This is a genomic window from Streptomyces sp. NPDC016851 (assembly GCF_055562795.1).
On sequence record NZ_JBVHEP010000044.1, the window covers coordinates 20,159 to 42,810 of the forward strand.

Consider the following 22,652-nt stretch of genomic DNA (forward strand, 5'->3'; position numbering starts at 1 on the left):
TGAGCGCATGAACTCACCGGACGTCATCGTCATCGGCGGCGGCACGGGCGGTTACAGCACCGCCCTGCGCGCCGCGGCCCTCGGTCTGGACGTCGTACTCGTCGAGCGGGACAAGATCGGCGGGACGTGCCTGCACCGCGGCTGCATCCCGAGCAAGGCGATGCTGCACGCGGCCGAACTCGTCGACGGCATCGCCGAGGCACGCGAACGCTGGGGCGTGAAGGCGACGCTGGACACCGTGGACTGGCCGGCCCTGGTCGCCACGCGCGACGACATCGTGTCCCGCAACCACAGGGGCGTGGAGGCGCATCTCGCACACGCGGGCGTGCGGGTGGTGAGGGGCAGCGCGCGACTGACGGGGCCGCGCTCCGTGCGGGTGGCGGGTGCGTACGGCGAACCCGACTTGGACGGCCAACCCGGCGTGTACGACCTCTCCGCACGCCGTGGACTCGTGCTCGCGACCGGCTCACAGCCGCGCACGCTCCCGGGGCTCGCACCCGACGGGCGGCGCGTGGTGACGAGCGACGACGCGCTCTTCGCGCCCGGGCTCCCGGCGTCCGTGCTGGTGCTCGGAGGCGGTGCGATCGGCGTGGAGTACGCCTCGTTCCACCGCTCCCTGGGCGCCGACGTCACCCTCGTGGAGGCCGCCGACCGGATCGTGCCGCTGGAGGACGCCGACGTGAGCCGGCATCTCACCCGCGGTCTGAAGAAGCGCGGCATCGACGTGCGGGCCGGCGCCCGGCTCCTGGACGCCGAGGTCCTCGACGACGGCATACGCGCACGCGTGCGTACCTCCCGGGGCGAGACCCTCACGGTCGAGGCCGAACGGCTGCTCGTGGCGGTCGGGCGGGCCCCGGTCACCGACGGCCTGGACGTGGCCGCCGCCGGCCTCACCACGGACGGGCGCGGTTTCGTCGTACCGGCCGACTGGGACCGGCTGGAGACGGCCGTGCCCGGCGTCCACGTCGTGGGCGACCTGCTGCCGCCGCCGTCGCTCGGACTGGCCCACGCCTCGTTCGCGGAAGGGCTGTTGGTGGCCGAGACGCTGGCGGGCGTGCCGTCCGCGCCCGTGGACTACGCGGCCGTGCCCCGGGTCACGTACTCGTCGCCGCAGACCGCGGCCGTCGGCCTGAGCGAGGCCGAGGCACGCGCGCGTGGGCACGAGGTGGAGGCCAACAGCATGCCGCTGACCGCCGTCGCGAAGGGCATGGTGCACGGGCAGGGCGGCATGGTGAAGGTCGTCACCGAAGCCGGCGGCGGGCGCGTGCTGGGCGTGCACCTGGTGGGCCCGCACGTGTCGGAGATGATCGCCGAGAGCCAGCTGATCGTCGGCTGGGACGCGGAGCCGTCCGACGTGGCCCGGCACGTCCACCCGCACCCGACCCTGTCGGAGGCGGTCGGCGAGGCGTTCCTGACCCTGGCCGGACGCGGGCTGCACCAGCAGTGACAGCACGCCGGTGACGCCACGCCGACGGCGGTGACGCACACCGTCCCGGGCCCCCAAGCGCCGTCCCGGGACCCCGCCACGCACCGTCCCGGGCCCCGGCCGGGCGCCGTCCCTGGCCCCCGCCGGGCGCCAGGGACGGGCGCCCGGCCCGGACGCCCGCCCTGCCGGCGGAGCGTCCGGGCCTGAGTCCGTCCCTGGCGCCCGAAGCACACCGTCCCGGCCCCGCCGCGCCCCGGCCGGCAATGCTTCCGGGCGCCCCCTGGAGCCTCCCCCGTCGCGCCCTTGACACCGCCCCATGGCCGTGGGGTACTGCGATGGCGAACTCGGGCGGATGTGACGGGGGTGAGTGTCCTGCCGGAGCTGCGCTACCCGACGGTGGCCGAACAGGTCTTGGCCGCCCGGGCGTTGACCTCTCGTCGGCCCGGGCTGTGCACCCTGCGGCAGGTGGGTGCCTCGCGTGCGGGCAGACCTCTGCACCTGCTGTCCGTGGGCCGCGCCCGCCGCGCCGTGCTGGTGGTCGCCGGAGCCCACGCCAACGAGCCGACCGGCTCCTGCACCCTGCTGGCACTCGCCCGACGGGTCCTGGAACAACGGGAGTTGCGCGACGGCATCTCCTGGCACTTCCTGCTGTGCGCGGACCCCGACGGGGCGAGCCTGCACGTGACGCCGGCGCCGCGCAGCCTGTTCGACTACCACCTCGGCTTCTTCCGCCCCGCGGGCCCGGAGCAGCCGGAGTGGGCGCCGTCCGTGCTGCCGCCCGACCGGCTGCCGCCCGAGACCCGGGCGCTGACCGGCGTCATCGACGAGCTGCGCCCCTACCTCCAGGTGACCCTGCACGGCACGGACCTGGGCGGCAGCTGGGTGCAGTTGACGAAGGACGTGCCCGGGCTGGCCGAGCCGTTCGCCAAGTCCGCGGCCGAGCTGCACATCCCGGTGGAGACCGGCGCCTCGGACGCCGCCGGCTGGCCCGCGTCCGGGCCGGGCGTGCACGTGATGCCCGCCCCGGGCATCGGGCCCGCGTACCCGAGCCTGCCGGACGACGCGCGGCACAGCACCTGGTTCCACGCCCACCGCTACGGCGGCCTCACCGCCGTGGTCGAGGTGCCGATGTGGGCGAGCGACCTGGTGGACGACCCGGCTCCGCATCCGGCCCCGGCGGCGGCGATCGGGCGGCTCGCGGGCCGGCTGCGACAGGACGCGCGGGAGGTGACGCGGGTCCTCGACGGCGCGCTGCCCCGGCTCGCGGACCTGGACGGGCCGTTGCTGCGGGCCGCGCGGTGGGGGCTGGAGCTGGTGCCGGGGCTGGCCGACGACCTGGTGCGCACCCCGCCGGCCGACCGCACCCGGGCGTACGTCGGCAGCGTGGACGCGTTCGCCCGCCGTGTGCCGCTGCGGGCGGCGGCGATGCTGCGGCGGGTGCTGCGCGGGACCGACGACCGGGCGGCCGGGCAGCTGGAGGAACTCGTGGCGGCCTGGAGCGACGCTTTCGCGGAGCGCTTCCGGGCCCGCTGGGTGCCGTTGGAGCACCAGGTCGAGCACCAGACCCGCACGGTGGTCGCCGCGGCGCTGCACGCGCGCGAGGGGGCGTCGTAGAGACCGACCCCGTCCGCGCCGTCATCGCGGTGTCACTCCCGCTGCATCGGCACCGTCGCCCCCGACTCCCACCCCGGCTCGCCCGAGCGGGAGCACGCACGCGTGGCCCGCGCGGCCAGGGTGAAGGCGGCCAGCACCACGCGCGCCTGGTACTCCGCCTGGCGCGCCACCGGGATCCAGCGTGCCCCGCAGCTCTCGCGGTAGTCGGCGCACCACTCGTCGATCAGCCCGTCCAGTTCCGGCAGCGCCCCGGCCGGGTCGTGTCCGGCGGCCCGCACGAGCTGGTGCAGGAGACCCGCGGTGCGCAGGGCCAGCCGTCGCCCGGAGATGCGCAGGGCGGCGAGGTGGGCGGTGCTCAGCGGCGGAAGGGGGTGGGCCGCGCCGTCGGGGATGTCGGGGTCCCAGGCGTCGGCGAGACCGGGGCAGACCAGTAAATAGTCGTCGACCGGGGCGAGCAGGCGCGCCGCGTCGGGCACGGCGGCGAGGTGCGGCCGGATGCGGGCCAGGAGGTGCCGCAGGAGCCCCGTGTCGTGGCGCAGGGTGCGGCTCACGGCGCGCAGCACCCCCTCCCGGTCGGCGGGCGGGGAGCCGTCGGTCACGGCCGCCACGCCCCACATGGGCGCTTCGACGACCGCGGTGAGGGTGCCGTGCCGGTGCGGGTGGAACCACGTCGACTCGACGGCGGCCTCCGTGATGGCCGCGGCGAGGCCGGCCGGGCGCGGCGGCGGGATCCGGTAGACGGCGGGCCCGAGGCCGGGCCAGTACAGGGCGTCGTAGGCGCCCAGTTCGCGGGGGATGCCGAGCCGGGCGGCGATGTGGGCGAGGCGCCGGTCGAGGCCCGGCAGGTCGTCGGTGAGCTCGACGAAGCCGCCGCCGACGTCGACGCCGTGCAGGGAGCACTGAAGGAACGGCCGCAGTTCGTCCTGGACGTCGAGCAGGGCGCGCGTCTCCGGCAGGGCGGCGCCGGCCGCGCCGTCGGGCAGCCACTCGGGCTGCTCCAGGAAGCCCGGCCGGAAGAAGTTCCGGAAGTACTGGCCGAGTGCGTAGGGCCCGGTCAGCCAGCCCTCGTTGCGGCGCAGCCCGTCCGGGTCGAGGCACAGCAGCAGGTTCCAGGTGGCGTCGGCGTCCTCGGTGAGCCGCGGGTCGGCCAGCGCCCGCTCGGCCAGGCGCAGCACGGTGGCGCCGCCCACGGGTTCGTTGGCGTGGGGTCCGGCGACGACGAGGGCCTGACGGCTGCCGTGGCCGACGGAGAGCAGCCACATGGGCGTGCCCGCGCGGGATGTGCCGATCCTGCGCAGCCGGGCGTCTCGCGGGTGGCGGGCGACGAGGGCGGCGGCCCGGGTGCCCAGTTCGTCGACGGTCGGATAGCGCAGGAGGGGCGGCAGGGCACACCTCCCCGATGCGGTGCCGTCACTTCACCAGCTGTACATGGCGTACGCACAGTCAGTCACGACTTCAGGGGTACGTCAACACCGCGGAACACAATGGGTTTTGAGCCACTCCCCACGGAGCGACAACCGGTAAATCCAAGGCCAGAGCTAAGGCATGGCTCGGTTTCCGGTCAGCCGGCCGCGGAGCGGTACGCGGTCAGTCGGCCGACAGCCGGAACGCCATCCGCCCGAAGCCCACCTGATCGCCCTCGCGGACGACGGCCGCGCCGACGACGCGCCGTCCGTTCACCGTCGTGCCGTTGGTGGAGCCGAGGTCGCGCAGCACCCACATGCCGCCCTGGTGGCGGAGTTCGGCGTGGACGCGGGAGACCGTCTCGTGGTTGAGGCGCAGTCCGCTGGCGGGGTCGCGGCCTATGCGCAGCGGGTGGCCGTGCGCCGGGTGGGGCAGCAGCAGCTTGGGCAGCTTCTCGGCCTGCCAGGCCCTGCGCAGCCGTACGGTGAAGCCGGAGACCGCCTCGACGGTGCCGAACACCAGGCGGGAGAACCGGCTCTCCGTGGGCAGGTCGGCGGTGAGCACGGCGAGTTCGTCCGCGCGGCGGGCGGCGAGCGCCAGTTCCATGCGGCGGATGAACGTGTCATGGGACAGGCGGCCCATGGCGACGCCGTCACGGAGCACCTTCAGCGCCCTGTCGCGCTCCACGTCGGACAGCCGCGCGGGGTACGTGTTGAACTCGAAGGACGACGTCACGCTCGTGATTGTCGGGCAGTGCGGCCGGGCTGTCCAGAAAACGGGAAAACGGCCGCCACGTGCCCGCATCCGCCGAGACCCGCCGCAAATGGGTGGATGCACCAGCGGATTGATCGCGTTTGACGCACCATGGACGGGCTACATCACGGTGAGCAGACGAAGGGGAACCGTCCGTGCAGTTCGAGGTGTGGGCACCGCAGGCAGGCCGTGTGACGCTCCAGTGCGACGGCGTCACGCGCGCGTTGGAGCGCGATCCGGAACGGGCGGGATGGTGGCGGGGCGAGGCGGAGGCGCGCGACGGGTCCCGGTACGGCTTCGCACTGGACGACGGCCCCGTACGGCCCGATCCGTGCTCGCGCCGGCAGCCGGACGGCCCGGACGGGCTGAGCGCGGTCGTCGACCACGAACGGTACGAGTGGCGCGCGCGGTGGCGGGGACGGCCCCTGCCCGGTGCGGTGCTGTACGAGCTGCACGTCGGGACGTACACCCCCGAGGGCACCCTGGACGCGGCCGCCGAGCGGCTCGGCCATCTCGCCGAACTGGGCGTCACGCACGTGCAGCTGATGCCGCTGTGCCCCTTCCCGGGCACGCACGGCTGGGGGTACGAGGGCGTCTCGCTGTGGGCCGTGCACGAGCCGTACGGCGGGCCCGAGGCGCTGAAACGCTTCGTCGACCGGGCCCACGAACTCGGCCTGGGCGTGGTGCTCGACGTGGTGCACAACCACTTCGGCCCGTCCGGCAACTATCTGCCCCTCTTCGGCCCGTACCTCACGGACCGGCATCACACGCCCTGGGGCGCCGCGGTCAATCTGGACGCGCCCGGCTCGGACGAGGTGCGCGCGTTCCTCATCGGCAGCGCGCTGGCGTGGCTGCGCGACTACCGGATCGACGGGCTGCGCCTGGACGCGGTGCACGCGCTGGTGGACACGCGCGCGCTGCACTTCCTGGAGGAGCTGTCGACGGCCGTGGACGCCCTGGCCGCCGAGGTGGACCGGCCGCTGTTCCTGGTCGCCGAGACGGACCTGAACGACCCGCGGCTCATCACCTCCCGGAACGAGGGCGGCCTCGGACTGCACGCGCAGTGGAACGACGACTTCCACCACGCCCTGCACACCACGCTGACCGGCGAGTCACAGGGCTACTACGCCGACTTCGCGCGCGCTCCCCTGGCCGGGCTCGCCAAGACCCTCACGGGCGGCTACTTCCACGACGGGACGTACTCCAGCTTCCGGGAGCGGCACCACGGGCGCCCCCTGGACCGTACGCGGGTGGCCGGGCACCGGCTGCTCGGCTACAGCCAGACCCACGACCAGGTGGGCAACCGCGCCCAGGGGGACCGGCTTTCGTCCCTGGTCTCCCCCGGGCTGCTGGCCTGTGCGGCCACGCTGACCCTGACGGCCCCCTTCACGCCGATGCTCTTCATGGGCGAGGAGTGGGCGGCTGGCACGCCCTGGCAGTTCTTCACCGACCACACCGACCCCGAGCTGGCGGACGCGGTACGGCGGGGCAGGCGGCGGGAGTTCGCCGCGCACGGCTGGAAGGAGGAGGACGTTCCCGACCCGCAGGACCCGGCGACCCGGGACCGCTCCTGCCTCGACTGGTCCGAGCCGGAACGCGAGCCGCACGCGCGTGTGCTGGCCTGGTACCGGCGGCTCCTCGCCCTGCGCCACGAGCAGCCCGACCTGACCGATCCGGACCTCGCCGACACCAAGGTCGCCTACGACGAGCAGCACCGCTGGATCGCCTTCCGGCGCGGGGACGTCCTCGTGGCGGTGAACCTGGCGCCGGAGCCGGCCGCGCTGTCGCTCGGCGTCCCGCACGCGCGCGTGCTGGCCGCGTGGGAGCCGGTGGTGACCCCCGGAGCGGACGGGGTGGTGCACGTGCCCGGGGAGTCGGGTGTGGTGCTGCTGCAGGAGTGAGGTCCAGGCCCCGTATGACGCCTGCGACGCCCTGCTGCCGCCCGGTCCGTCAGAGGGCGTCGTCCGTGTCCCGCAGGTCCGTCACGCGTTCCAGCAGGATCGGCTCCCAGGCCCGGCGCAGCTGCGTGCGCAGCAGGGTGAGCCGGGCCGTGTCCCGGCCCGGGAGGACATCGGCGAGGTGGACCACCGTGTCGCAGCGGGCCAGCCACAGGCCGCGCAGGCAGGGGCGGGCGCCGTAGCCGGCGAGGGTGGCGGCGCGTACGGCGGCGGGTGAGCCGACGGCGAGCGCGAGGCCCGCGATGTCCTCGGCCGGGTCGCCGACGACCGCGCCGTCCCAGCCGAGGACGCCGCGCACGCGTCCGTCGGCGCTGACCACGAGATGACCGCCCGTGAGCGCGTGGTGGGTGAGCACGGCCGAGCCGGACTGCGCGGCGAGCTGGGCCGCGGCGGGCGCCGTGAGCTGGTTCAGACGGGCGGCGTCGAACTCGTCGGCGCCGGCGAGGCGTTCGGCGGCGCGGACGGCGGCCCGGCGCAGCGCCTCCAGGGAGCGCGGCGCGGCACGCGGCACGCCGAGGGTCTCGGCCTGCCGGACGGGAACCTCGCGCAGCCCCGTGAGCACTCCGGCGAGGTCGGCCTCACCGACGGCGGACACGTCGTGCTCCTCGCCCGAGCCGCCCGGCACCTTGGTGTCCAGCGTGTAGGTCAGCCCGGGCGCCCACTCACCGTGCGCCACGCTGACCGGCACCGTCACCGGGACGTGCGGGCGGACGAGGTCGCGCAGGCGCAGTTCACGGCGCTGGCGCACGGTGGCCTCGCGGTCGGGGGCGAGGCGCAGCACGTGGCGGCTGCCGACCCACCAGGTGGCCGGGTCGGCGCCCTCGCCGGCGGGCCGGACGTCGGGACCGGCCGTGGAGCCCGTGCCCTGCCCGGGCTCTTTGCCGCCCCTGCCGCCCCTGCCCTCCTTGCCGTCCTGGCCGCCGTCCTTGAGCAGGGAACGGACCAGCCGGCGGACGGTGTCCGCGGTGGGTGTCGGTGCCTGGGTCATGGTCGCGCCGTTGCCGTTCGGGAGGCGTGCGGGGGACATCGGTGCCGTCACTCCACTATGACCAGCTCGCGGGGAGTGGTGTTCAGACGCCGCCCGCCGTCCTCGGTGACCGTCACGATGTCCTCGATCCGCACGCCGAACCGGCCGGGCAGGTAGATGCCGGGTTCCACGGAGAAGCACATGCCGGGCACGAGGGGCCGCTCCTCGCCCTCGATCATGTAGGGCGGCTCGTGGGTGGTGACGCCGATGCCGTGTCCGGTGCGGTGGATGAAGTACTCGCCGTAGCCGGCGCCGGCGATGACCGCGCGGGCGGCCCGGTCCACGTCCTGGCAGGCGGCGCCCGGCCGCACGGCCTGGAACCCCGCCTCCTGCGCCTCGCGCACGATGTCGTGCACGCGGCGCTCCTCGTCGGTGGGTTCGCCGACGTGGACCGTGCGGGAGGTGTCGGAGCCGTAGCCGTCCTTCAGGCCGCCGAAGTCGAGGACGACCATGTCGCCGCGTTCGATGACGCGGTCACCCGCCTCGTGGTGCGGGTTGGCGCCGTTCGGCCCGGAGGCGACGATGGTGAAGTCGACCTGCTCGTGTCCGTGGCGGCGCAGCAGCCGGTCGAGGTCCGCGGCCACCTCCGCTTCCCGGCGGCCGGCGAAGGGGACGTTCCTGATCTCCTCGAACGTCGCGTCGGCGGCGGCTCCCGCGGCCGTCATGAGCTCCAGCTCCGCCGCGTCCTTGACGGCGCGCAGCATCGGCAGGGCCTCGGTGAGCGACGTGTAGGAGCTGCCGGGCAGGGCCTGCTGCAACGCCAGCAGGTGCAGGGCCCAGGCGTTGTCGCTGATCCCGAACCGGCCCGGGGCGTCGAGCAGGGCGGCGGTGGCGGCGTAGGGGTCCTTGCCGTCGGTCCAGTCGCGCAGGGCCAGGGCGGGCGCGCCGGCCGCCTTCTGCGCGTCCGGGGCCTCCAGCGCGGGGACCACGAGGACGGGATCCTGCCCGGCGGCGAGGACGAGCAGGGTGAGGCGTTCGGTGACCGCCGGTGGCGTGTAGCCGGTGAGCCACACGAGGTCCGGTCCCGGGGCCACCAGCAGGCCCGCGAGACCGGCCTCGGCGGCGGTCCGCGCGGCGCGCTCCATACGGGCCCGGTAGTCGTCGGCGGTGAAGGACGCGGCCGTGCTTGCGGTCATCCGGGCCTCCCAGGGACGGGCGAAGGGGCTACGGGCAGCATCCTGCCCGGCCGGAGGGGGCGGCGCGAGCGGTCTGCGCACTTCACCTGAGCATCGCCCCTAATGTCAGAGCGTTGCTCAGACATTAGAAGTAATGCTTAGATGCTCGACATCCATTAGTCATTCGAACCTGGGGGGCGTACGACCGTGCTCGTACTCGCGCACATCAGCGATCTGCATCTGGACGGGAGCGCACGGGCGGCGGAGCGCGCCGAGCGGGTGTGCGAGCGGCTGTGGGAGCTGCCGGGCCATGTGGACGCGCTGCTGGTGACCGGGGACATCGCCGACCACGGCACGGAGCCGGAGTACGAGGAGGCCGCCCGGATCCTGGGGCTGCGCGACGGCGACGCCCCGTTCCCCGTGCTGACCTGCCCGGGCAACCACGACAGCCGCGCGCCCTACCGCAAGGCGCTGCTGGGCCTGCCGGGGGCACAGGGGCCCGTCAACAGCGTGCAGGTCTTCGACGACGGTGCCGTGCTGATGTGCGACTCCAGCGTCCCCGGCAGCGACGACGGGGAGCTGGACGAGGAGACGTACGACTGGATCGAGGCGACCCTCGACGAACTCGACGGCGGCCTTCCGGCCCTGCTCGCCTTCCACCACCCGCCGGTGGCCCTGCACCACCCGCTGCCCGACTCCTACCAGTTGCGGGAAACCGGCCGGCTGGCCGGGCTGCTGGCCCGCCGGCCCGAGATCGCGGGTCTGATCACCGGCCACGCGCACACGCCCGCCGCGACCTCGTTCGCGGGGCGGCCCCTCGTCGTCGGCCCCGGCGTGACGTGGACGCTGCGGCTGCCCTGGGAGGGCGAGCAGGTCGCCGACCGGGACGCGCCGCCCGGGATCGCCTTCCACGTCCTGGACGACTCGGGGCGGCTCACGAGCCACTTCCGGGTCGCCACGTGACGGCATGGTTCACGTGACGGCATCGGGTTCACGTGACGACAGCCGGTACGACCGTCAGCTGCCGGTAGCCGCCGCTGCGGTGCCGCACCGTCAGTTTCACCTCGGCGCCGGGGCGGGCGCGGGCGACGGCCCGGGCCAGATCGGCGGCCGTGTCGATGCGGGTCCTGCCGAAGACGAGGAGCAGGTCGCCGCGCACCAGGCCCGCCTCCTGAGCCGGCCCGGGGACGTGGAGCCCGACGACCAGGGCTCCCGGCTTCCCGGCGTCCATGACCTCCACGCCGAGGCTCACGGCGGCGGGCGCGGAGGCGGCGGGGGACGGCGAGGGGCTCGTCGGTGGCGGCGTGTGCCGCCCTCGCGGATCGAGGCCCGCGCCCGTGCCGATCACCGTGGCACCCATCGCCCCGAGACCGATCCCGGACAGGACCAGGACGACGCCGGCGAACCCGGCGAACAGCACGTTGAGCAGCCGCCGCACGCGGCGCCGGACGGCGTGCGGACGGGGGCGTGACGGGCCGGACCCCGTCGCCGACGCCGCCCCGCCGGGCTCCCGGCCCGGCATCGGCTTGGGTCGCAGCGCGGTCTGTTCCATGGCTCGCCTCCGGATGGTGCCGATCGCCTCCGTCGGATGCGGAACGATCATGGCTGGTGCTCTACCCGGCACCGCGGCACGCGATGAGCCACGAAAGAGTGAGACTGACCGGCCTCGGAGGGGGCCATGCGCCCCGTCGGGGAGTCCGGAACCAGGGCGCGGCTCGCACCGCACCCGACGTGCCGGGTGCGGTGCGAGCCGCGGTTTCGCGGGCCGGCCTGGCCGGTCAGCCCGTGTGTTCCGAGTAGATCTGGCCGGAAAGCACCGCCTCAGCGGAAGGCGGGTACGGGCACGGCCGGCGGCCGGTCCGGGAGGAAGCCGTGGGCACGCCGGGACAGCCACTCGTCCTTGTAGCGGTCCACCTCGCGATGCCAGTTGAGGATGCCCGCCATCCAGTTCCGCAGGTCCGTCACATACGTCCCCATGGCCGCGCGCGCTTCCTTCGTGAGCTGGAAGTCGTCGTACAGGATGGGCAGTTCGTGCTCGACGACGTGCTCGAACTGGCGCATGCGCTGGCTCATCAGGTCGTGGACGATGCCGAGTCCGGTCGGGTAGTCGCAGCCGAAGAAGGTCTGCACGACGAGGATCGCGTTGTGGATCTCTCCCTCGAACTCGATCTCCTTCTGGTACGAGAAGACGTCGTTGAGGAGGCACGCGAAGTCCATCGCGGCGTTCTCCAGGGAGCGGACCGGGCCGCTGCGGTAGACCTCGGGCGGGACGGCCGGGCCGTGTCCCATCCGGCACAGGCTGAGGGTGAGGTCGGAGCCGAAGGTCGCGCGGCGCATCTCCAGGTAGTCGACCGGGTCGGGCACGCGGTTCTGGAGCTGGTTGGACAGCTCCCACACCCAGCTCTCGGTCATGACGTTGATCGCGTCCTTGAGAGTGCGCCGCGCGTCGGGCGTCATCTCCGCGGTGGTGCGCACCCACAGGTCGAGCAGGGCGCGCTCCATGGCGTTGACCGGGAGCAGCGGCTCGTCGCCGTCGACGGGCATGCAGTCGGACAGGCGGGCCGTGGTCAGCCGGGCGGCGGCCAGGTCGCGGCGGTGGCCGTAGACCAGCGGGTAGTAGTCGTCGCCGTAGGTGCCCCAGGCGAGCCACTGCGCGCTGAGGTCGAGGGCCTCGGGCGTGGCGTCCGGGTCGAGGCCGGCCGAGCAGAGCGCGAGGTCGTAGGCCCGCAGCTTGTCCTCGTCCCAGACGCCCTCGGCGAGGATGCCCATCCGCTCCACCCAGTCGCGCAGGCTCCGGCGGGAGTTGTCCAGGTGCGGGCTGAGCTCCAGCGGGAACGGCATGCGGATGTCGGGGATCCGCGACGGTCCGACCTTCTGGTACGGCACGTACGTGTAGGAGCGCAGCCGCTCCGCCCCGGCCGTGGCGAGCAGGGCGCGGACGTCGGCGGCCGAGGTGCCGATGCCGGTGCATCCCGGCCATGGGCTGCCGCCGCGCACGGCGTTCTCGTTCATGTAGCGGCTGGAGCGCAGATGCCACTCGTGGCCGCCGGACTGCCAGTCCTGAAGCCCCTTGGTGTACGCCGCCACGGCCGCGACCTCGCCGGGGGTGAGGCCGTTCTCCAGGGCCACCGCGGGCACTTCGGTGAACGCCGTGTGCTCGAACTGGTGGAGGCGGGAGGTGAGGACGTCGTTGACGGTGTCGGCGGCCTCCTGGGTGGTGCAGCCGAAGAAGGTCTCCAGGACCAGCACGCCGTTGCTGAGCTCGCCCTCGTCCTCGACCTCGCGCTGGTAGGAGAACAGGTCGTTGCGCAGGTGCACGGCGTCGGAGAACGTCTCCATCAGCACCCTGAGCGGCCTGGACTCCGCGACGGACGCGGGCACTTCGGCCGTCGCGTACTCCACGAGGCCCGCCGACCAGGGGGCGCCGCCCACCTTGCGGCGCATCTCGATGTACTCGACGGGGTTGGCGATCCGCCCCTCGTTGATGTTGGACAGCTCCCACAGGGACTCGTTCAGCAGGTGCTCGGTCGCCACGGCGAAGCGGCGGCGCCAGTCCTGCGACATCTTCGGCACCGTACGCGCCCACAGGTCGGCGAGGCCCGCCTCGACCGGGTTCTCCGGCTCCGGTACGGGAGTCGAGAGGTCCAGCGGCATGAACAGGGGCAGCCGGTCCAGATGGGCCTTGCCGGCGAGGCGGTCCTGGCTGCGCTTGTACTTCTCCAGGAAGTGGTCGTCGAAGAAGAAGACCCACACGTACCAGTCGGTGATCAGGGAGAGGGCGGGACCGTCGCAGTCGGGGTGGGTGTAGGCGCAGAGCAGGCCGTAGTCGTGCGCGTCGAGGTCGGCCTGGTCCCAGACGCCGGAGCCCTCCAGCATGCCCATCTCGCGGGCCCACTCGGTCGAATGGGCCCGGGCCTCGTCGAGATGGGGGTTCAGCCGCGCGGGATGCGGCATGTAGAAGTGCGGGAGTTCGAACGGCTGCGTCATGGCCGGGGCCCTACCCGGCGTCTCGCGGCGGCATCCGCCGGGCCGGACATGATCACACCATCGCGTGAATCCGGGCTGAATCCGGGGGTGCTCGCGGGAGGTTGTGTGAGGTTGTGCCCCTAGCGGGTCCGCAGCTGGATCAGGGCGTGCGTGCCGCTGGTGCGCCAGCGCCGGCCCTCCGCCGCGACGAGTTCCGCCTCGGTGCGGGCGTCGAGGCCGGTGATCACGTCGGACTTGAGGGTGCGCAGGGCGGCGACAGGGCCGGGGAAGTAGGCGGTGACGTCCGCGAACGGCGTGGTCGGGGCCCAGAGGCGGTCGCCCACCAGGCGGCGGTAGTTGAGGTCGCCCTTGACGACGGTGAGCGTGGCCGAGGCGAAGTCGGCCCGCAGGTCGGCGGGCATCTCCTCGTACGGCAGCGGGGCGCAGGAGAAGGGGTGGGCCCGGAGGGCCAGGCGGCCGTCGGCCAGGGCGGACCACAGGCGCTGCCCGTACTCGGCGGCCGCTCCCCCGGCACGGGTCAGCCGGCGCAGGGCGTCGACGACATCGGCGGTCGTGGCGTCGGAGACGTAGTACGGGTACGGCTTGACGTGCAGGACGGCCCGTCCGATGCGCCCGTGGGCCAGGAGATGGGCGATGAGGAGCAGGTCGGGGACGAGTTCGCGGCCCGCGTTGTCGGCGACGAGGCACAGGGTGCCCGTGCCGGTGCTGCCGAGCAGGGCCCACAGGCGGTCGCTGTCGTCGGCCACCAGTCCGGGGGCGGCGTCGGCGGCCCGTGCGCCCTCGGCGGAGAGACGGAAGCCGAGGTCGGCGCGGTTGCCCCAGAGGGAGCCGTGCAGCAGGGCGTGTGCCTGTTCTGCGGCGGGCCGGCCGGCGAGGTCGTCGAGCGCGGCCAGTTCCTCGTCGGTCTCGGGGGAGTCGAGTTCGGCCAGTTTGGAGGGGCGGAAGGGGTCGATGCCCTGCCAGGGGCCGGGGCCGAAGTAGCCGACGGCCTGGAGCAGCCGGCGGTAGAACCAGCTCTCGGACCAGAGCCACGGCACGTCGAACCAGGACCGGCCGGCGTACTCGCGCAGCCCCCAGCTCTCCCAGAGGCCGCGGTCGTGCGCGTCGGCGGGGAGCGGTTCGATCTCGCCCTTGGTGCAGTTGGCCAGCAGCTCGTCGAGCGCGCGGTGCTGCCAGGGCTCGTACGGGAAGGCCTCGCGCACCTGCCGGATGATGGCCGGGTGCCGCTCGGCCAGCACGCTGTGGGGGAAGGAGCCCGGCTGGTCGCCGAGGAGCACGGGTGCGGATGGGGTGTCAGGCATACGGCTCACCGTAACGCGCGGGCGCCCCTCCCGACCGGACCGGCCGGAGCCTCGGCCGAGCCCGTTCGCAACGTCCTGCCCCGAACCGTCAGACCGGCGCCAGTTCGCGTTCCAGGCGGGCCGCCAGGCTCAGGTAGCGGGCGCGGCGGGTGACCGGGACCAGGCCACGGATGAGTATGTTCCACATCTCGGCCGTCCGGCGGGGCTGGCGCGCGACGGGTTCGCGGGAGCGGCCCACGACCCGGGTGCCGACGAAGAAACAGACCAGGGAGTGGGCCACGACATCGATATCGATGTCCGGCTGGACGTCGGACTCCTTGACCGCGCCGACGAGCCGGGCCGTGACGATGTCCAGCCACTCCGTGAACGGATGGCTCAGTGGCGGACGGGGCCGGATCCCACCGGTGGCGAGCCGCAGTCCGGCCCGCAGGACCGGGTCCTCGACGGACATGCGGGTGATGCCGAACGTGAGGCGCATCAGCGCCTCCAGGGACGTGTGGCCGCGATGGTCGGTCTCCGCCGCCAGCCGGCGGGCGGTGTGCGACTGGAGTTCGAGGATCGCGTGCGCGAGGTCCTCCTTCGCCGCGAAGTGGAAATACAGGGCGCCCTTGGTGACCTGAGCGTGCTCCACGATGTCGCTGAGGCTGGTCGATTCGTAGCCGCGACGGTCGAACAGGTCAGCGGCGGCCGTGATGATCGTCGAGCGGGTCTGCTCGGCTCGCAACTGCCTCGCCATCGACTGAACTCTCCCGGGACAGAAATGAACGGGTCATGCCGTTTGTTTTTACCCCCCGTACACGATAACTCACCCTCAGACGGCGTTCACCACACCAGTGTGCCGGAGTGCGGGTGCACATCCGGCAAAACAATCGCAACTGATGAAAGAAAACAGCGCGTTCGGTATCTAACTGTGGGGGTTGTGCGGCCGCACGTAAAGACGGGCCGGCCGGTGCCCCATCCGCACCGGCCGGCCCGCCCGCTCGTGAGCTGCCCGTTCAGCGTCCTCGTCGAAGGAGGACCGGGAGATTCAGAAGGATCAGAAGGTCAGCTTCCAGCCGTTGAGCTTGCCGGTGTCCTGCGCCGCCGTGTCCTGGACGCGCAGCTTCCAGGTGCCGTTGGCGCTCTCGCCAGAGGCGTTCACCGTGTAGGTGGTCTTCACGTCGTCGGCGGAGTCCGAGGCGGCGGACTTCAGACGGTACGCCGAACCGTCCGGCGCGACCAGGTCGATGACGAGGTCGCCGCGGTAGGTGTGGGTGATGTCGACGCCGACCTGGAGGGCGGAGGGGGCGTTGCCGCTGCGGCCGGTGACGCTGATCGGCGACTCGATCGCGGCGCCGTTGTCGGGGATGGCGACGGCGGTGGTGCTGGAGAAGGTCGTGCCGGTGGACGAACCGCCCTTGACGGCCTGGACCGTCTTCGCGGCGTCCGCGAGGCCGGCGCCGCAGCCGCCGGAGCAGGTGCCGGGCAGCGGACGGGCGTTGGCCTTGATGGCCGACTCGATCTGGGCCGGGGTGAGGGCGGAGTTGGCCGACTTCATCAGGGCGGCGAGGCCCGCGACGTGCGGGGTGGCCATGCTGGTGCCCTGGTAGTAGGCGTAGTTCTCGCTCGACGGCGTCTTCGTGCCGGCGTTCAGCGTGGACAGGATGCCGTTGGCGGTCGAGGTCCGGGTCTCACCGCCGGGGGCGGAGATGTCCACGAGCGAGCCGTAGTTGGAGTACGAGGCCCGGCTGCCCGCGCGGTTGGTCGCGGCGACCGTGATGACGTTGTTGCAGTTCGCCGGGGACGCGTTGGAGACGTTCTGGTTCTCGTTGCCCGCCGCGACGACGACCGCGGTGCCACGGTTCACGGCGCCGTTGATGGCGCTCTGGGTGGCGCTGGAGCAGGCGCCGCCGCCGCCGAGGCTCATGTTGATGACCTTGGCGACGTTGGTGTTGGCGGGGACGCCGGAGACGGTGCCGCCGGAGGCCCAGGTGATGGCGTCGATGATGTCGGAGTCGTAGCCGCCGCACTTGCCGAGGACGCGGACCGGGGAGATCTTCGCGCCGTGGGCGATGCCGGCGACGCCCTTGCCGTTGTTGGTGGCGGCGGCGATGGTGCCGGCCACGTGCGTGCCGTGCCAGGAGGAGTTGGACGCCGGGATGCCCGCGCCGCACTCGTTCGCGTTGTACCAGTCGCCCGGGTCGGCCGGGTTGCTGTCACGGCCGTTGCCGTCGACGGAGACGGCGGTGTCGGCGATGAAGTCGTAGCCGCCGACGATGTTCGCGGCCAGGTCGGAGTGGGTGACGTAGCCGGTGTCGATGACGGCGACGGTGACGCCGGTGCCGGTGGTCGTGTCCCAGGCGGCCGGGACGTTCATGCCCGCGGTGGACTCGAACAGGTCCCACTGCTTGCCGTAGTCGGTGTCGTTCGGCGTGACGGCCGTCGGCTTGTTCAGGCGGTCCGGCACGACGTAGGCGACCTGCGGGTCGGCCTCGTACTGGGCGACGACGTCGGCGACGTCCGCCCGGGCGGGGTCCGTGCCCAGGTCGACGAGGGCGGCGCCGGTGCCGAGGCGGCGCTGGAAGTCGACGTCCTCGCCGGTCTTCTCGGCCTTGGCCGCGGCGTCGGCGGCGGCGGCCTTGTCGGACTTCGCCTCGGTCGCGCCGGACTTGTAGCCGACGATGAGCCGCTCGGCCGGGGCGCCGGGGGCGGCCTCGGTCTGTGCGGCCGGGACGGCGGCGGGCCCGGGGGCGGTCTCCTGGGCGACGGCGACCGAGGCGGGGGCGGCGGTCAGCAGGGCGGCGGAGACGGCGGCGACGGATATCAGCTTCCGTCTGAACTCTGGGGAGATACGCACGGTCGTTGCCTTTCGTGGCCGGACTCCGGGCTGGGCGGAGCGGCGGTGGATGCGCTTCGTCGCTGAAGCGGAGGGGGGTCGTTCGAAAGAGCGACGCGGTGGCCGGCCAGGCGTGTGGGGAGCGACCCGTTCGGGGTTACCTGTGGGTCAGCTGTGGTCGAACGATAGGCAAAGGGCAGGTCATCGGGATACGGGGGAAACCCTCGATCCGAACGGAAACCCACCCTCTATGGCGGGCAGTTGGGCGCGAATGGCCCGCTTTTCAAACAGGTCGTGGCGTGGTGAACGCGCCGGGCCTGTTGCCCGTATTGCACTACCGACCGCCCCATTCCGACCGCTCCGGCCCCGCCGAGGAGACGCAGACGGATGTCCCGTACGACCGCACACCGCGCCGCGCTCGCGGCCGCCCTCGTGACCCCGTTGCTGCTGCCGCTGTGGGCGGCGGGTCCGGCGCGGGCGCACGGTGCGCCGACGGATCCCGTGAGCCGGGTGGTGGCCTGCTCCCCCGAGGGCGGTGACCGGGCGGGCTCGGCGGCCTGCCGCGCGGCCGTCGCCGCGAACGGCGCGCCCTTCACCGCGTGGGACAACCTGCGGGTGGCGAACGTGGCCGGCCGGGACCGGCAGGTCGTCCCCGACGGGAAGCTGTGCAGCGGGGGCCTGCCCGGCTACCAAGGGCTCGACCTCGCCCGCGCCGACTGGCCGGCGACCCGGATGACGCCCGGCGGGACGCTGGCCATGCGGTACGTCTCGACGATCCCGCACACCGGCACGTTCCGGATGTACCTGACGAAGCCCGGCTACGACCCGGCCGGGCCGCTGTCCTGGTCCGACCTGCCCGAGAGGCCGTTCGCCGAGGTGAAGGACCCGGCCCTGACGGACGGCGCGTACCGCCTCGAGGCGACCCTGCCGTCCGACCGGACCGGGCGGCACGTGCTGTACACGGTCTGGCAGAACAGCAGTACGCCGGACACGTACTACTCGTGCTCGGACGTGGTGTTCCCGGACAAGCCCGAGAAGAAGAGGCCGGCCAAGCCCGAGAAGCAGGGCGCGGCCAAGCCCGAGAAGAAGAGCCCGACCAAGCCCGAGAAGCAGGGCCCGGACAAGCCCAAGGCACATGAGAGGGAGAGCGGCCCGGTGGCCTCCCCCTCCGAGCCCCCCTCCGGCCCGTCCACGCCCATGCTGGCGGGCGGCGCCGCGGCGGTGCTGGTGCTCACCGGCGGCGCCGCCCTGGCGGCACGGCTGCGTCGGCGCTGAACCGACGCTCCTGGGCCGTCAGTTGACGTTGACGGCGACGCCTCCCTTGGTCACCGGCGCGTACTTGGCGGTGAAGAAGGCGTTGGCGAAGCACAGCGAGGAGCCGGACGCCTTCGTGAACTGCTGGTTGGTGAAGGAGATGCTGTTGTCGGCGTTGTCCGCCTTGCCGGTCAGGCTGGGGGCCCGGTAGACGCAGTTGATGGTGCCGAGCAGGGTGCGCAGCTTGACGGTGGACTGGATGGCGGAGCCCGCGGCCGGGGTCACGGAGACGGTGCCGTCCGAGGACACGCTGGTGGAGTAGGGCAGGTTGTCGACGGTGATGCCGCTGACGCCGAGCACTCCGACGACGTTGGCGGTGCAGCCGCTGGTGTCGAAGGTGTGCGAGGTCAGGGACTCGGTGGCGGTGCCGGGGGCGGCCGGGTTGTCGGTGACGGTGGCGGCGAACGCCGACGAGGTGCACGAGATGCCGCTGGTGCCGGTCGCGCTGGAGTAGAAGGTGGCGGCGGTGCCGCTCGCCAGGGACGCGTCGAGGACGTCGCCGACTGCGACGGCCGCGCCGTCGGTGGTGGTCAGGACGGGGGTGTCGGCCGCGGAGGCGGGGGCGGTGAGCCCCAGGGCGGCGACGGCGGCGGTGAGGGTGAGGAGGGTGCGCGTACGCATGCGGGTGTACCTCTTCTCGTTGCGGGGTGGGGGTGCTGGGGACGCGGTGCGGCGTCCGCCGTTGCCGGCCCGTTACGCCTTCTCCGTACGTGACGGACCGGCAACGGCAGACCGGTGACCGGCCGGAGGCACGCACGGGGACGGGCCGCCGGCCGGGCCGGGCGGGGGGTGGCTGGTGGCACGGTGCACTGGGGAAGGGCCCGTGCCGGTGCCGTGGAGGGTCGGACTCGGGCAATGGAAAGCCCGTGCGGACGCACCGGGCGGCGAGCTGCCCGTACGGGACGAGCGGTTCCGGGGCACGCGGACGGGGCCGCGCGACGGATCCGGCGCCACGGATCCGGTGAGACGAGGAGAGTTGTAGACCTGCCGGTCAGTCAACGTCAAGGCTCAGCAAGGGAGTTGTGCGTTCGCTGCACCTTTCCGAAGGGCATCGACTCACATGCGGCGCACATTCGCCACTCTTTGTTCACACTTCCCTTGACCCTTCATGTAACCCCCGGTAACTTCCGAGTCGGCTACTGCGGCGTAACGAGAAAGCCCTTGCAACCGCCGGGGGATTGCGGGGAGACGTGCGTACGCGGTCGGTGTCCGCGCCAGGGCAACGTGCCATCGAAGTCGCACCGTGCAGCCAATGTGCCGCCGAAGTCGCAACGTGCCACGCAGACCGATCCGCACCGACACGCACCTGGAGCAGACATGACCTCCTCCGCCGAGCACACCTCCGACAGACCGGAAGACACCGCCGCCGCGGACGCCGGTGACGTCCCCGCGCGCCGCGGCCGGGTCCGGGCACGCCGGGCCGCCGTGATGGCGGTGCCGGCCGCCGCGGTCGCCGCCGGCCTCGCGGTCCTCACCGCCGAGGGGGCGCTGGGCGTGCAGTTCGCCATCTCCGGCATGCCGTTCACGGTCACCGCCACCGAGCTGAACGGCACCGGCTTCGCACAGTTCGGCGGTCTGGACGAGATGGCCGAGGGCAGCCCCAACGCGGGTGACACCGGCGGTCAGGTGCTGGTCGTCACCTCCGTGATCAAGGAGGCGACGCTCACCAAGCTGTGCCAGAGCGTCGACCTGGGCGGCACGAACCTGGTCATCAGGGCGGGTGAGGGTGCGGCGAAGGTCCGGGCCAGCGACCTGACCACCGACTCCACGGAGCTTTCGGGCGACGCGGCCTTCAAGAACATCGAGATCGGCAACGACGCCAGCACGCTGAACAAGGCCGGGCCCCAGGGCCGTGGCCCGAAGGGCGTGTTCAGCCAGCAGTCCGACACCGTGCGCATCGCCAAGCTGCGGCAGACCAACTACGCCACCACGGCCGGTGTGTTCAAGCTTCCCGGGCTGAAACTGGGCTTCAGCGGGTCGGGTTGCTGATGCCCGGCGGTCCACACGGGACGTTCCGGTCCGCCTTCCGCCGGTGGCGGGCGGACCGGCCCTTCTGGGGCGGGCTGCTGCTCGCCCTGGGCGGGGCGGAGGTCCTGCTCACCCTGAAGGCGTCGCTGGACGTCATCCTGCACGTCGGCATGCAGGGCCTGGCCGGCTATCTGCTCCCGGCCGTGATGCTGCTGTGCGGCGTGCTGATCCTCTTCAACCCCTCCCAGCGCCTGTTCTACTCGGTGATCGGGGTGCTGGTCTCCCTGGGCACCTGGCTGACCTCGAACCTGGGCGGCTTCTTCGTGGGCCTGCTCCTGGGAGTCGTCGGCAGCTGCCTCACCTTCGGCTGGCTGCCGGACCAGGAGCCGCGCGTCAGCCGGCGCCGGCGCAGGAAGGCGGCCCGGGCCGCGGAGGCGGTGGCTCAGCCCGTGGAGCGGGAGGCCGGACAGACCGCTTGAAACAGGCCACTGATTCTCCGTCCTCTGGCGCCGCCCGGCCGCGGCCACTTGGCTGGACGTGGCACGCATCGCCTGCGAGGCGTCCGCGTGCCCCGCGAACCGCCGCCAGCCCAGGGAGAGAGTCCGATGGAGTTCACACACCCGATAGTGATCGACCCGACCGGCCGCGACATCCACGGCGAGGCCGCCCGGATCCGCGAGCGCGGACCCGTCACCCCCGTCGAACTCCCCCACGGTGTCCCGGCCTGGGCGGTCAGCAGTGCCCCGCTGCTGAAGCGGCTGCTCACCGACCCGCGGGTGTCGAAGGACGCGCGCCGGCACTGGCACCGCTGGCTGGACGGCGAGGTCTCGCCGGACTGGCCGTTGTACACCTGGGTCGCGGTGCAGAACATGTTCACGGCCTACGGCACCGACCACAAACGGCTGCGCACCATCGTCTCCAAGGCGTTCACCGCCCGCCGCACCGCCGAGCTGCGGCCCCGGATCGAGGAGATCACCGCGGCGCTGCTCGACCGGGTCGCCAAGGCCGGGGCGGGCGGTGGGGCGGACGGCCACGCGGTCGATCTGCGGGAGGAGTTCTGCTATCCGCTGCCCATCCAGGTGATCGGCGAACTGCTCGGATTACCCGAGGAGTTGGGGCCCGAGCTGCGTGCCGTGGTGGACAGCGTCTTCCACACCTCGGCCGACGCGGCCGAAGTCGCCGACACCTACGCCCGGTTCTACGCCGTCCTCGGTGAGCTCGTCGCCGCGAAACGGGCGGCGCCCGGCGACGACCTGACCAGCGCGCTGATCGCGGCCCACGAGGAGGAGAGCGGTACGCGGCTCAGCGAGCAGGAGCTGCTCGACACGCTGATGCTGATGATCAGCGCCGGCCACGAGACGACGGTCAACCTGCTCGACAACGCCGTCCACGCGCTGCTCACCCACCCCGACCAGCTCGCGCACGTGCTCGCCGGTCGCGCCTCCTGGGACGACGTGATCGAGGAGACCCTGCGGGCCGAGGCGCCGGTGGCCAGCCTGCCCCTGCGGTACGCCGTGGAGGACCTGCCCCTCGGCGAACTGGGCGGCCCCGAGGGCAGTGTGATCCGCAAGGGCGAGGCGATCCTCGCCGCGTACGCCGCCGCCGGACGCGACCCGGAGCAGCACGGCCCGGACGCCGGCGCCTTCGACGTCACGCGCGCCGTGAAGGATCATCTGGCCTTCGGATACGGCGTCCACCACTGCCTGGGCGCACCGCTCGGCCGGCTGGAGGCGCGCGTGGCCCTGCCGGCCCTGTTCGCGCGGTTCCCGGGCCTCACCCTCGCCGTACCCACGGACGAGCTGCGGCCGGTGGACTCGTTCATCTCCCACGGCCATCGGTCGCTGCCGGTTCTGACGGGCTGACGGGCGGGGGGGGGGGGGGGGGGGGGGGGGGGGGGGGGGGGGGGGGGGGCGCGGGGGGCCCCCCCCCCCCCCCCCCCCCCCCCCGGGGGGGGAGAGAAGAGCAGCGCG

The 22,652-nt window shown here is 73.2% G+C and carries 18 protein-coding genes; 8 read left to right on the plus strand and 10 right to left on the minus strand.

The features are described 5' to 3' along the window. Positions 1-7 precede the first annotated feature (7 nt). Positions 8-1,447, plus strand: a complete 1,440-nt coding sequence (gene lpdA, locus ACZ3I3_RS40230; protein ID WP_467372782.1) for a dihydrolipoyl dehydrogenase — start codon at positions 8-10, stop codon at positions 1,445-1,447. Positions 1,448-1,789: 342 nt separating this feature from the next. Beyond that, positions 1,790-3,040, plus strand: a complete 1,251-nt coding sequence (locus tag ACZ3I3_RS40235) for a M14 family zinc carboxypeptidase (protein WP_467372784.1) — start codon at positions 1,790-1,792, stop codon at positions 3,038-3,040. Between the two features lie 32 nt (positions 3,041-3,072). Here the strand turns inward: ACZ3I3_RS40235 and ACZ3I3_RS40240 are convergent, their stop codons facing one another. Together ACZ3I3_RS40240 and ACZ3I3_RS40245 are read right to left on the minus strand one after the other, a co-directional pair. Then, on the minus strand, positions 3,073-4,425 hold the full coding sequence (locus tag ACZ3I3_RS40240) for a M14 family zinc carboxypeptidase (protein ID WP_467372801.1): 1,353 nt from the start codon (positions 4,423-4,425) through the stop codon (positions 3,073-3,075). Between the two features lie 202 nt (positions 4,426-4,627). Then, positions 4,628-5,179 carry a DUF1707 and FHA domain-containing protein gene (locus ACZ3I3_RS40245; protein ID WP_356924651.1) on the minus strand — a complete coding sequence of 184 codons (552 nt, stop codon included), beginning with the start codon at positions 5,177-5,179 and terminating at the stop codon, positions 4,628-4,630. A 173-nt stretch (positions 5,180-5,352) separates the two neighbouring features. Here ACZ3I3_RS40245 and treZ point away from each other — a divergent pair, with 173 nt between their 5' ends. Then, entirely contained in the window at positions 5,353-7,098 is a 1,746-nt protein-coding gene (gene treZ, locus ACZ3I3_RS40250) for a malto-oligosyltrehalose trehalohydrolase (protein WP_467372786.1), read from the plus strand. Positions 7,099-7,147: 49 nt separating this feature from the next. On the opposite strand, the gene ACZ3I3_RS40255 is transcribed toward treZ, so the two are convergent. Next, on the minus strand, positions 7,148-8,143 hold the full coding sequence (locus ACZ3I3_RS40255; RefSeq protein WP_467372802.1) for an aminoglycoside phosphotransferase family protein: 996 nt from the start codon (positions 8,141-8,143) through the stop codon (positions 7,148-7,150). A 47-nt stretch (positions 8,144-8,190) separates the two neighbouring features. Further along, a complete protein-coding gene (locus ACZ3I3_RS40260; RefSeq protein WP_467372787.1) occupies positions 8,191-9,318 on the minus strand; it encodes an aminopeptidase P family protein in 1,128 nt (375 codons plus the stop codon). Positions 9,319-9,504: 186 nt separating this feature from the next. Between ACZ3I3_RS40260 and ACZ3I3_RS40265 the strand changes: the two genes are divergently transcribed. Further along, a complete protein-coding gene (locus tag ACZ3I3_RS40265; protein WP_467372788.1) occupies positions 9,505-10,260 on the plus strand; it encodes a phosphodiesterase in 756 nt (251 codons plus the stop codon). A 28-nt stretch (positions 10,261-10,288) separates the two neighbouring features. Here ACZ3I3_RS40265 and ACZ3I3_RS40270 read toward each other — a convergent pair whose 3' ends face one another. The 5 genes from ACZ3I3_RS40270 to ACZ3I3_RS40290 form a co-directional block, all read right to left on the minus strand. Beyond that, entirely contained in the window at positions 10,289-10,849 is a 561-nt protein-coding gene (locus tag ACZ3I3_RS40270; protein WP_467372804.1) for a PDZ domain-containing protein, read from the minus strand. A 269-nt stretch (positions 10,850-11,118) separates the two neighbouring features. Next, on the minus strand, positions 11,119-13,284 hold the full coding sequence (cyc2, locus tag ACZ3I3_RS40275) for a germacradienol/geosmin synthase Cyc2 (RefSeq protein WP_467372789.1): 2,166 nt from the start codon (positions 13,282-13,284) through the stop codon (positions 11,119-11,121). A gap of 119 nt (positions 13,285-13,403) precedes the next feature. Beyond that, the gene (locus ACZ3I3_RS40280; RefSeq protein ID WP_467372790.1) at positions 13,404-14,585 is read right to left on the minus strand and encodes a damage-control phosphatase ARMT1 family protein; all 1,182 of its coding nucleotides are present in this window, start codon (positions 14,583-14,585) and stop codon (positions 13,404-13,406) included. Positions 14,586-14,673: 88 nt separating this feature from the next. Beyond that, positions 14,674-15,321, minus strand: a complete 648-nt coding sequence (locus ACZ3I3_RS40285; RefSeq protein WP_399413032.1) for a ScbR family autoregulator-binding transcription factor — start codon at positions 15,319-15,321, stop codon at positions 14,674-14,676. A 300-nt stretch (positions 15,322-15,621) separates the two neighbouring features. Then, positions 15,622-17,421 (minus strand): S8 family peptidase, encoded by a 1,800-nt coding sequence (locus ACZ3I3_RS40290; RefSeq protein ID WP_467372791.1) that lies wholly within the window; start codon positions 17,419-17,421, stop codon positions 15,622-15,624. A gap of 366 nt (positions 17,422-17,787) precedes the next feature. Between ACZ3I3_RS40290 and ACZ3I3_RS40295 the strand changes: the two genes are divergently transcribed. Beyond that, positions 17,788-18,675 carry a lytic polysaccharide monooxygenase gene (locus tag ACZ3I3_RS40295; protein ID WP_467372793.1) on the plus strand — a complete coding sequence of 296 codons (888 nt, stop codon included), beginning with the start codon at positions 17,788-17,790 and terminating at the stop codon, positions 18,673-18,675. A gap of 18 nt (positions 18,676-18,693) precedes the next feature. Here the strand turns inward: ACZ3I3_RS40295 and ACZ3I3_RS40300 are convergent, their stop codons facing one another. Next, the gene (locus ACZ3I3_RS40300) at positions 18,694-19,335 is read right to left on the minus strand and encodes a Tat pathway signal sequence domain protein (RefSeq protein WP_467372795.1); all 642 of its coding nucleotides are present in this window, start codon (positions 19,333-19,335) and stop codon (positions 18,694-18,696) included. A 696-nt stretch (positions 19,336-20,031) separates the two neighbouring features. Between ACZ3I3_RS40300 and ACZ3I3_RS40305 the strand changes: the two genes are divergently transcribed. The 3 genes from ACZ3I3_RS40305 (at position 20,032) to ACZ3I3_RS40315 (ending at position 22,544) form a co-directional block, all read left to right on the plus strand. Further along, a complete protein-coding gene (locus tag ACZ3I3_RS40305) occupies positions 20,032-20,703 on the plus strand; it encodes a DUF6230 family protein (protein ID WP_467372796.1) in 672 nt (223 codons plus the stop codon). Next, on the plus strand, positions 20,703-21,161 hold the full coding sequence (locus tag ACZ3I3_RS40310) for a DUF6114 domain-containing protein (RefSeq protein WP_467372797.1): 459 nt from the start codon (positions 20,703-20,705) through the stop codon (positions 21,159-21,161). The genes ACZ3I3_RS40305 and ACZ3I3_RS40310 overlap by 1 nt, the downstream gene beginning before the upstream one ends. A 126-nt stretch (positions 21,162-21,287) precedes the next feature. Further along, positions 21,288-22,544 carry a cytochrome P450 family protein gene (locus ACZ3I3_RS40315; RefSeq protein ID WP_467372798.1) on the plus strand — a complete coding sequence of 419 codons (1,257 nt, stop codon included), beginning with the start codon at positions 21,288-21,290 and terminating at the stop codon, positions 22,542-22,544. Positions 22,545-22,652 lie beyond the last annotated feature (108 nt).